Origin of the sequence: Rhodohalobacter sp. (genome assembly GCF_041686455.1) — a bacterium.
In the GTDB taxonomy this organism is placed as follows: domain Bacteria; phylum Bacteroidota; class Rhodothermia; order Balneolales; family Balneolaceae; genus Rhodohalobacter.
Genome location: NZ_JAWLDW010000097.1, coordinates 1 through 8132 on the forward strand (window position 1 = coordinate 1; position 8132 = coordinate 8132).

The 8132-nt window shown below is 38.6% G+C and carries 11 protein-coding genes and 1 other RNA gene; 6 read left to right on the forward strand and 6 right to left on the reverse strand.

Annotated elements, in window-relative coordinates:
* Positions 1 to 161: 161 nt before the first annotated feature.
* The 4 genes from ACESM0_RS10570 to ACESM0_RS10585 form a co-directional block, all read right to left on the reverse strand.
* Complete coding sequence (locus tag ACESM0_RS10570) at positions 162 to 674, reverse strand: DUF4168 domain-containing protein (protein WP_372906180.1); 513 nt, start codon at positions 672 to 674, stop codon at positions 162 to 164.
* Positions 675 to 824: 150 nt separating this feature from the next.
* An RNA gene (gene rnpB, locus ACESM0_RS10575) (RNase P RNA component class A) lies at positions 825 to 1192 on the reverse strand.
* A gap of 77 nt (positions 1193 to 1269) precedes the next feature.
* Complete coding sequence (locus tag ACESM0_RS10580; RefSeq protein ID WP_372906181.1) at positions 1270 to 2004, reverse strand: zinc ribbon domain-containing protein; 735 nt, start codon at positions 2002 to 2004, stop codon at positions 1270 to 1272.
* A gap of 18 nt (positions 2005 to 2022) precedes the next feature.
* Complete coding sequence (locus ACESM0_RS10585; protein WP_372906182.1) at positions 2023 to 3075, reverse strand: Nif3-like dinuclear metal center hexameric protein; 1053 nt, start codon at positions 3073 to 3075, stop codon at positions 2023 to 2025.
* 254 nt (positions 3076 to 3329) lie between these two features.
* Here ACESM0_RS10585 and ACESM0_RS10590 point away from each other — a divergent pair, with 254 nt between their 5' ends.
* From ACESM0_RS10590 to ACESM0_RS10615, 6 genes are all read left to right on the forward strand, one after another.
* Positions 3330 to 4025, forward strand: a complete 696-nt coding sequence (locus ACESM0_RS10590) for a YggS family pyridoxal phosphate-dependent enzyme (RefSeq protein WP_372906183.1) — start codon at positions 3330 to 3332, stop codon at positions 4023 to 4025.
* A 71-nt stretch (positions 4026 to 4096) separates the two neighbouring features.
* Entirely contained in the window at positions 4097 to 4411 is a 315-nt protein-coding gene (locus ACESM0_RS10595; protein ID WP_372906184.1) for a hypothetical protein, read from the forward strand.
* A gap of 2 nt (positions 4412 to 4413) precedes the next feature.
* Complete coding sequence (locus ACESM0_RS10600; RefSeq protein WP_372906185.1) at positions 4414 to 4776, forward strand: hypothetical protein; 363 nt, start codon at positions 4414 to 4416, stop codon at positions 4774 to 4776.
* Between the two features lie 77 nt (positions 4777 to 4853).
* Positions 4854 to 5489, forward strand: a complete 636-nt coding sequence (locus ACESM0_RS10605) for a DivIVA domain-containing protein (protein WP_372906186.1) — start codon at positions 4854 to 4856, stop codon at positions 5487 to 5489.
* Between the two features lie 108 nt (positions 5490 to 5597).
* On the forward strand, positions 5598 to 6428 hold the full coding sequence (locus tag ACESM0_RS10610; RefSeq protein WP_372906187.1) for a purine-nucleoside phosphorylase: 831 nt from the start codon (positions 5598 to 5600) through the stop codon (positions 6426 to 6428).
* Between the two features lie 170 nt (positions 6429 to 6598).
* Positions 6599 to 7369 carry a hypothetical protein gene (locus ACESM0_RS10615; RefSeq protein WP_372906188.1) on the forward strand — a complete coding sequence of 257 codons (771 nt, stop codon included), beginning with the start codon at positions 6599 to 6601 and terminating at the stop codon, positions 7367 to 7369.
* 91 nt (positions 7370 to 7460) lie between these two features.
* On the opposite strand, the gene ACESM0_RS10620 is transcribed toward ACESM0_RS10615, so the two are convergent.
* Together ACESM0_RS10620 and ACESM0_RS10625 are read right to left on the reverse strand one after the other, a co-directional pair.
* The gene (locus tag ACESM0_RS10620) at positions 7461 to 7811 is read right to left on the reverse strand and encodes a hypothetical protein (protein ID WP_372906189.1); all 351 of its coding nucleotides are present in this window, start codon (positions 7809 to 7811) and stop codon (positions 7461 to 7463) included.
* A 44-nt stretch (positions 7812 to 7855) separates the two neighbouring features.
* The coding region (locus ACESM0_RS10625; protein ID WP_372906190.1) for an AIR synthase-related protein at positions 7856 to 8132 on the reverse strand (277 nt) is incomplete at its 5' end.

An 8132-nucleotide genomic window follows, 5' to 3' on the forward strand; every position in this document is an offset into this window, starting at 1 on the left:
AGACATCAAACAGAAGGATGTACGGCGGGAATTGGATCGCAAGATTAAAGGTTCGTACAACGTAAACCTTTAAGTAAAAGCTTCAGAAAGTTTACATATAAAAAAAGGCTGTTGTTTATCACAACAGCCTTTTTGTTTAAATTCTGAAATGAATCAGGTTTTTATCCTTCGTTCTCGTCAAGAAGTGCTTCAACACGAGCTCTGAGCTCTTCATCCTGCTGAGCAGCCATTACGATATTTTGATATCGTTCGGTGGTTAGACCATTCTCTTCAATTTTAGTAACCATTTTTTCGTCTGCTTCAGACTGAATTTCCATCAGAGCTGGCTGCAGAGTTTGAAGTGTTGCCATCTCTTCGTCAGTTACATTCACTTCGTCTGCCATTTGTGGATTCTGCATGGCCATCATCATTTGCTGAAAACGCTCGAAAGTAATGTCTTCTTCTTCTACGGCTTCCTGCATTTTCTCTTGAGCTTCAACTTGAATTGGACCCAATTCGTTAATTGCACTTGCAACCATTTCGATCTCTTCGTCACTTACATCATCATTTGATGGAAGATCAGGCATTTGTTGTTGCTGTTGCGGTGGCGCTTGTTGTTGCACCTGGGCAAACAGTGAACCTGCTCCAAAAAGGATGGCTATCAGTGCGATACTTAGGCTTTTAAAAAACTTCATGTAGTATATCTATTATTTATTATTGATTATTATAGGTCTATAACCTAAAATATTGGTATTTATTATTCACTAACTTGTTTCCTAAAATCTTCTTTTTTTTCTTCAATAACAAAAAAGGCTACTGGATAATACTCCAATAGCCTTTAAAGTTCGTAAAGATTTCCTATAAGCCGAATTCTGTATCCCTAAAAATCGGGACGACAATCATTTGTCTAGGCTTTGAATCACTCCAAAGCTCAAGCGTTCTACCCGGCTGTATAGTGACGAGAGGCACACAGCCTGCGTGAACTTGCACCCCGTGAGGTTTACCCTGCCCCCCGGCGTTACCGCTGAGGGCGGTGAGCTCTTACCTCACCTTTTCACCATCACCCTTCCGGCAAAACCGGAAAGGCTGTCTGTTTTCTGTGGCACTGGCTGTCCTCTGTTAAAGAGACCTTCCTGTTAGGAAGCACGGTTCTCGTTGGTGTTCGGACTTTCCTCTTCCCGAAAAGTCGGAAAGCGATTGTCCGGAAATCTACACGTTAAAACGATGTTATGTTAACGTTTAGAATTACTATAAACGTATAATCATCAAATATTTTTAACGAGTATATATCTAAACTTTAAGCTGCTTTTTTGCTTCTTCAAAGAAGGAGGGATCTACAACAATACGTCCGCTGTTCTCGTCAATAATAATTTTATTCTTTCTGCGAACTTCAACCTGTGTTTGCGGAGGTAAAGCCATTCCGTGAGCGGCTCCCCTGTCCATCGCAACAACAGCCATTCCGTTGGCAAGTCCATCTCTCAAGCGATTATAGCTTCTCACATAGCGACTATCCAATTCTTCTTCGAGCTCATCGCGTTTTTCCAGAAGCTTTTCTTCTTCCTCTTTTGTGCTTTCTACGACTTTGTCCAGATTTACTTTTTTTTCTGCATGGAGCTCTTCCGTCTCTTTCAGCTTCTCTTTATTTGTTTCAAGTTCAGCTTCTACTTCTTCCTGACGTTTTGCGATCTCTTCCAACCTGGATTCAGCATTTTCAACAAATGTTTTCTGTGCTTCAATCTCCTTGGTTAAAGCATCGTACTCTCGATTGTTGCGTACTGTAAGCTGTTGCTCTTCGTATTTTTTAGTCTTATCCAAAGACTCTTCAATACCTACTTCCAACTTTTTCTTTTCAGATTTCAGGCTGTCGGCTTCTTCTTCAAGCTGATTGATACGAGCATTGTATCGATTAATATTCGTTTCAATATCAAGAATTTCTTCAGGGAGATCGCCGCGAAGTTGTCTGATCTCGTCTATTCGACTGTCGATGTACTGTAAATTGGCTAATTGTTGAAGTACCTCTTGCATATCTTTATATAGAGAAGTTTAGATGTTTTTATTTTCAAAATCGGTGACGTAGACCTTCATTGGATTGGTTACCGTTTCGGTTGCATCTACGGATAGGTGTTCAAAAGCTTCAGAAAGTTCTTTTCGGATGGCCTCCACTACAGGAAATTCACTTTCGTAGTGTCCGGCATCAACAAGCAGGAACTCCTGCTTTTCTGTGAAATAGTCATGATATTTAATATCTGCGGTAACAAAAGCGTCTGCTCCGGCATTTATCGCTTTTTCCTTCAAGAATACCCCTGCTCCTCCGCATACGGCAACTTTTTTAATTCGATCAGATTTACCGGAAAATCGAACGGATGGCACATCCAGTGCCCTGCAGATCAAGTGTAGAAATTCGTCCATGGCAATTCCTTCTTCAGGATAATCGCCCGTAACCCCCATCCCAAAATTGTTGGATGGTGTTGTAAGCTCCATTTCCTGGAAACTTCCTTTCTTAAGCAATCCTTCCTGTTCTAAAGCGCCACGTAATTGATTTACATTCTGTTTATCTATTGTAGCTTCAAAACAGTATTGACCCTCTTTACGGTTATCAACGCTAAAAAAGTGAGCCTCTTCGGCCGAGAAATAGTTAAGTAGTTTCAATACAGCTTTAGTATCATCTGTGCTGGTTATCAGAGAAATTTTCCGGCTAATATTATAGTTCTTATCCAGAAACTGAAGATTATCGAGTCCCAGGTTATTTGCTAATACAAATGAAACCCCATCAAGTGCTGCATCCAGATTTGTATGGGCAGTCATAAGAGCAATATTATTGCGAATCATTTTGTAAATGATTCGGCCCTGCTCATCTGTAGGATTAATGCTGGAAATTTCTTTAAAAATAAGGGGGTGATGAGAAACAATAAGTTCACATTTTTTTTCCAACGCCTCATCAACAACTTTTTCTGTTACATCAAGACACACTAATACCCTGGATACAGAAGTAGAGGGATCGCCAACTAAAAGTCCCACATTATCATAACTCATCTTTATGCCGGGAGGAGCCCATTGATGCATAAAATCTGTTATATGGCGAACCTGAGTATTCAAATCTTATAACCTCCGTTCATTTGATGTGCTTTTTTCTCTGCCGGAAGGAAAGAACCCGCTATACCCTTTATGTAAGATATTTGCTGATGTATCATAATCTTTATCACAGGCTTACAAAATACGATTATTTTTAACCCATTAAAAAACTAAATTCAGTTTTATTTGTGTTTTCAATTACTTTTTGAAATGTTTTCAAGCTTATCTTACTTATCAGTGTAAAGAGAAAATATTTTTGATAAAAATAACTGATATTTATGAATACAGATATTATTTCGCGTTACGAGCAGGTTCAGAAAAAAATTAAAAATGCCTGTAACGATTGCGGTCGCGCTCCTGATGAAATTATGTTGGTTGCCGTAAGTAAAACCAAACCGGATGAAGATGTTCTTAAGCTTATTGAAAACGGTCATTATCACTTTGGTGAAAACAGAGCAAAAGCCTTGCAGGACCGAATGGAGTCTGTTAAAAATCCTGCGGCTATATGGCATTTTATAGGTAATCTACAGACCAATAAAATTAAATATATGGTTGAAAGAGTGAACTGGATCCAATCCATTCACAAAAAGAAAGCTCTTAAGGAGGTAGAAAAAAGAGCGTCTGAAATAAATCGTGTGATTAACGTATTAATTCAGGTAAACATAAGTGAGGAAGATCAAAAAAGTGGCTGTGACCCGAAACAACTGGAAGGCATGTTGAAATATGCTCAGAATTTAAAATACACGAAAGTTCGAGGATTGATGGGTATGGCTACATTTACGGATGATCTGGATGTTGTTCGGCCTGAATTTAAACTTTTAAGAAAATTGCGCGATGACCATCAACATTTAAGTAAGGGATCGGTAGACCTGAAACACCTGTCGATGGGAATGACCAATGACCTTGAAGTTGCCATTCAGGAGGGTTCTACCATGGTTCGGGTTGGTACTGCCATTTTTGGAGAACGCAACTAATAAAAAATCATTCCGTTATAATGACACTCTCTGTCTGGGATTTATTATTTTAAATCAAAATTTATGTGTTTATGAGTGCTTTTGGATGGATTATAGTTGCTCTTGCAGCAATTATTGGCGGGTACATTATTGATTATCAAAAAAACAAACTAAAGTGGCAGGATAAATCGTCTAAAACAGCAGAGGATCTGGATGAGATTCGAACATTAGTTCATCAAATGAAAAAACGCATAGAAAATCTTGAAGCCATTGCAGCTAGTGATCCTGAAGAGTTCAAATCAAAAGCTTCTGATCCTTTGGATCGGATTAAAATGGATAGGGATGAACAGATCAAAAACGAAAACCAACAGAAAGTTTCTAATTTAGCTAAGGAAAAAGGTGATTAAATATGGGTGGAGATGAATTAGCAGTTTTGAGTATCATTTTTGGGAGTGTAGTTGCTATTGTTTTTATAGCAACCGTTGGCAGTATTATTAAAGCTGCAATTAAGCGAAAAAACAGTGGGAGTGTGGCGGATAACAAAGAATTTTTGGCCGCACTACGAGAATTTAAAGAGAATACCGACAGACGACTTCAAAATCTGGAAGCCATTGTTTCCGGCGACGATCCATTACCATCAAAAAACAACAAAAAGGCAGAAAAAAAGACGGAACGTAAAAGTGCAATAGAGATAGAAATAGATGATGAAAGGAGAAAAGAGGATGAAAATAGGACAGATGGCGGTAAACTGAAAAACATGTTAAATCAGTAATCGTTATTTTCATTAAGAATACCTGTTTCACATACTCTTTAGTCTGTTAATTATAATTTGTATATCCAAACCAAACTATGGGATCACAACCGATGAAGCTCACCGCCCTTGAAATAAAACAACAGCAGTTCGAAAAATCACTACGTGGTTATGATACCGCAGAAGTGCACGCTTACCTGAATTTGATTGCTAGCGAGTGGGAGCATATGGTTGGAAAAATGCGAGAGCTTGAAAATCAGATTGATAAGATGGATGACAAGCTAAAGCATTATGAGCGGGTGGAAGAAGCTCTCCATGAAACACTTCAAACCGCTAAAGATAGCGCTGAACAAAAGTTAACAGGAGCCAAGAAAGAGTCCCTTAATATTATTGAAAAAGCAGAGATGGAAGCTGATTCGATTGTTCGGGAAGCTCACCAACAGAGACAACAGATACGCCAAAGCATATTAAGATTACTCGACAGACGCGAAGAGATCATCAGTGGAATAAAGTCCTATTTAGATATTGCATCAGATTCACTCAGCCAGTTCAGTAAAGACGAAGCATCACTATTTCGTCTTCCAAAAGAACCACAGCTTGAAGAAACCGAAAGCGAGAAACAATTATCTTCTAAAAAGAAGAAGTTTGAATTTGACGAATCTGATGAAAATGATACATCATCAGCCTCTAAAGTACCTCAGTCTCTTGATGACATCTTAGATGAACTGGATTAACTTTATCATTTTGATCTAACTAAATTGACAGTTCAATTGAACCTTTGAAGCTGAGTATTATTCTTATTTTTTCTTACAAAAAATTGTACACCAAACCATCAAGTTAAAATGGAATCAGTAGAAACATTTCGAAAGAATCGCAATGAAGCACTGCAGCATATTCAGTCTAAGACCAAAATGAAGCCGGAGTATATGCTGATTTTAGGTACAGGATTGGGACAGCTGGCAGATGAGATGGATATAGAAACTGAGGTCCCTTACGATGAAATACCCCATTTTCCTGTCTCTACTGTAGAAAGTCATGCAGGAAAACTTCTATTTGGTCACCTTGGAGGTAAAGAAGTGGTTGCCATGCAGGGTAGGTTTCATTTTTACGAGGGGTATACAATGCAGCAAATTGTATTTCCAATTCGTGTTTTAAAAGAAAATGGTGCCAATACTCTTTTTGTGAGCAACGCGAGCGGCGGCTTGAATTCCAACTACAGCCGTGGCGATATTATGCTAATCAAAGATCACATAAATCTTTTAGGGGATAATCCGCTTATTGGTCCTAATGATGATGAACTGGGCCCACGCTTTCCAGACATGAGTGAACCATACACAGAACGGCTGGTAGATATTGCTCAAACTGTGGCTCTCGAAGAAAATATTTTTATGCATCAGGGTGTTTATGCAGCCATGAGCGGACCCATGCTTGAAACAAAATCGGAGTATCGTTTTTTAAAGCTTATTGGTGCTGATGTAATTGGAATGAGTACCATACCTGAAGTCATTTCGGCAGTCCATATGGGTATGGAAGTACTTGGTATTTCAGTAATTACTGATGAATGTTTTCCTGACTCGCTCCAGCCAGTTGTATTGGAAGATATTTTGGAAGCAGCCGGCATGGCTGAACCTAAAATGACCAAAGTTATTATTAAAGTTCTCGAAAAGCTTTAAAACATTAATTATCATATTCTTAATTAATTTATTTCAGACTGATAAGAAACTCAAATCCATCCCGTTCTTGTAGTTACTTTTAATACAAAAAGTCGTATTTTTATACTTGTATTTGATCCTGTTTTTTAATTAAATACAATAACCTATAATTCTTTAGTACGTCACTGCGTATGAGCTTTCACGATTTTGACGACGGCCCCATTTGGAATGAATTTCAGTGGGAGTCTCACCTAAACGAGATCGAGAAAAGAAGCGAACAACTTCGCCGATTCATCACTTCTGACCCTAACGGTAACACCCCTCGCTGGCTTATTCTTCTCCAGGAGAGTATAGATGAGCTGGATGCAGTGGAAACCTTTATCGAAGAAGAGCTTCTTTTAGATGACGCCTATTTTCCTGAAGATGAAGACGACTGGGAAGATGATGAAGATGAGTGGGATGATGATGATTTCTTCTTTCTTGATGAAGATTTTCCGTTCGACCAGGATGACGTAGACGATTACGAAAGCGGAGAGAGCTGGAAAGAGTTAAGTGAGGATTATTCAATGGATGAATTTGGTTCCATTGAAAATTTATCTGTTTACAAAGAATCCAGAAATTTTGCCGTGGATGTACTGAAATGGGGTGAGTCAATAAACCCACACTATCAGTCGAAACCAGTTCACGACTTTGTTAGTAATACTCTTATCATCTCAGCAAAACTCGCCGGTGGCTATTCATTTGGCTTCGATCTGGATGTGTTAGGTGGTAACATTGCCTACACTAAGAAAGCGCTCTATAGTGCAAATGAAGCCCTTCTGAATCTCCAAAGATTAAAGAATGGAAAATTATTGGATAGCGAGCTTTATTTTGAATTTCATAACCGACTGTTCGAAATTCGAAATAACATTGGAGTTTATGTGCAGGAGCTGAGAGACCGTTTCAATACCGGAATGGATTAATAGGATTCAGGATTCCTCATAAAAACAATTCCTGATCCAGTGTATAAATTCCTGTAATCTTTTTCCTCTTTGATGTATTTACTGATATTTATCAATGAGTAGCTTTTGCTTTCTCAATCAGCTCTTCCGGTGCATCAATATCCATGCGTAAAAGGGTTGAGGCATGAGTTTTCCCCTGTGCATCAAGTTTCAGAGAAACGGTTCCACCACCACCAAGGCTCTCATTTAGAATAAAGTTCAGTGCTCCGATATTATCCATTTCAAAGCGCTCAACCTCACCTTTACAGATGTGTTTCATATACTCTTTTACCCTATCTGCAGTAAGCTCTTTTTTTAGAAATTCATAAATGTCTGGATGACGTGCAATAATCCCGACATTACTTCCATTTCCTTTATCTCCGCTGCGGCCGTGAGCCAGTTCAAGTAGTTTTACAGTAGCCATATTACTAAAATCTTTTATTCTCGTTATGGTTTAGACAGTCTTGGTCATTTTACTGAGCCAATCTCAAATATCTCTTCTCCCAGTTTATCAGAAATCTTTTTTACATCATTCAGCGAATCCGGATCTACAACTGCAATCAAGCCAATACCTAAATTAAATGTTTGTCGCATATCCTCTTCACCAACATTGCCCGTCTCCTGAATTAAATCAAAAATAGCAGGTCTTTGCCAGCTATCCCAATTCATTTCTATCGATAATCCTTCAGGTATCACCCGTTTTGTATTACCAATAATTCCGCCACCGGTTATATGAGAAAATCCG

What these genes read in the sequence shown, in the direction of transcription:
- ACESM0_RS10570 (WP_372906180.1), bottom strand. Translation starts at nt 674, where the DNA reads ATGAAGTTTTTTAAAAGCCTAAGTATCGCACTGATAGCCATCCTTTTT.
- ACESM0_RS10580 (WP_372906181.1), bottom strand. Translation starts at nt 2,004, where the DNA reads ATGCAAGAGGTACTTCAACAATTAGCCAATTTACAGTACATCGACAGT.
- ACESM0_RS10590 (WP_372906183.1), top strand. Translation starts at nt 3,330, where the DNA reads ATGAATACAGATATTATTTCGCGTTACGAGCAGGTTCAGAAAAAAATT.
- ACESM0_RS10595 (WP_372906184.1), top strand. Translation starts at nt 4,097, where the DNA reads ATGAGTGCTTTTGGATGGATTATAGTTGCTCTTGCAGCAATTATTGGC.
- ACESM0_RS10600 (WP_372906185.1), top strand. Translation starts at nt 4,414, where the DNA reads ATGGGTGGAGATGAATTAGCAGTTTTGAGTATCATTTTTGGGAGTGTA.
- ACESM0_RS10605 (WP_372906186.1), top strand. Translation starts at nt 4,854, where the DNA reads ATGGGATCACAACCGATGAAGCTCACCGCCCTTGAAATAAAACAACAG.
- ACESM0_RS10610 (WP_372906187.1), top strand. Translation starts at nt 5,598, where the DNA reads ATGGAATCAGTAGAAACATTTCGAAAGAATCGCAATGAAGCACTGCAG.
- ACESM0_RS10615 (WP_372906188.1), top strand. Translation starts at nt 6,599, where the DNA reads ATGAGCTTTCACGATTTTGACGACGGCCCCATTTGGAATGAATTTCAG.
- ACESM0_RS10620 (WP_372906189.1), bottom strand. Translation starts at nt 7,811, where the DNA reads ATGGCTACTGTAAAACTACTTGAACTGGCTCACGGCCGCAGCGGAGAT.